1 protein-coding gene is annotated in these 1,213 nt (G+C 36.9%); it reads left to right on the forward strand.

Annotated features, from left to right (window positions below; translation table 11 throughout):
* Positions 1-74 precede the first annotated feature (74 nt).
* A protein-coding gene (locus tag AC1FXP_RS23445) for an IS3 family transposase (protein ID WP_480064316.1) occupies positions 75-1,195 on the forward strand; the annotation gives its coding sequence in 2 pieces (ribosomal slippage) (positions 75-324 and positions 324-1,195; 1,122 coding nt in all).
* The last annotated feature ends 18 nt before the right edge of the window (positions 1,196-1,213 follow it).

Raw genomic sequence — 1,213 nt, forward strand, 5'->3', positions numbered from 1 at the left:
ATCGGCTACACTGAACTAGACAGAAAAATTAAGGTCAAGTAGACTACAGATAATATAATCGAGGAGAATCTACGATGACTAAAAGAGAACGCAGAACATTTACTGAGGAATTTAAACAACAGATTGTGCAGCTTTACAACAGCGGTAAACCAAGAAAAGAGATTATTCAAGAATACGACCTTACTCCTTCGTCTTTAGATAAGTGGGTGAGTCAGAGTCAGACTTCTGGTTCTTTCAAGGAAAAGGATAATTTAACACCTGAACAAAAGGAATTAGCAGAACTAAGAAAACGCAATAAGCAACTAGAAATGGAGAATGACATTTTAAAGCAAGCCGCGCTGATACTAGGACGAAAGTAAATGTGATTAAGAATAATCAACACAAATACTCGATATCAGCAATGTGCAAAGTCCTACAGATCCCGAGAAGTACCTATTATTATGAAGCAAAAGAACGCCAGTCCGAAGAAGACATTACTTCTGACATTATCGAAATTTTTCATGAAAGTTATCAAAACTATGGGACTCGAAAAATTAAACAAGAATTAATCAAACGTGGAAAGGTCGTCTCTAGACGTCGGATCGGACGAATAATGAAAGAACAGGGCCTGGTGTCTACTTATACGCTTGCACAATTCAAGCCACATTCCAGCGGAACCAACGAATCAGAACAGAAAAATGAACTTGATCGTCAGTTTACACAAGATGAAGCTCTATCAGTCGTTGTGAGTGATTTAACATATGTGAGAGTCGATAAAAAATGGCAGTACATATGTGTATTTGTTGATCTCTTTAACCGTGAAATTATTGGATATAGTGTCGGACGTCATAAGAATGCTTTATTAGTTTACCGTGCTTTAGCGTCGATTAAAACGGATCTACGTAAAATTAAGCTTTTTCATACAGATCGTGGAAGTGAGTTTAAGAACAAGCTTATTGACGATGCATTAGCAACATTTAACATTCAGCGATCGTTAAGTATGAAAGGCTGTCCTTATGATAATGCAGTAGCTGAAGCTACGTTTAAAATCATTAAGACTGAGTTCGTCAAACGACGTCATTTTGATAGCCTTGATGAGCTGGAAAATGAATTACACAGGTATATTCACTGGTTTAATTACAAACGAATCCATGGAACACTGGGCTATTTGAGCCCGATTGAATACAAACTTGGACACCTTAAAAAAGTTGTCTAGTTTAGTGTTGACTATCCA

The organism is Halalkalibacter sp. HAAS-P013, assembly GCF_056619925.1.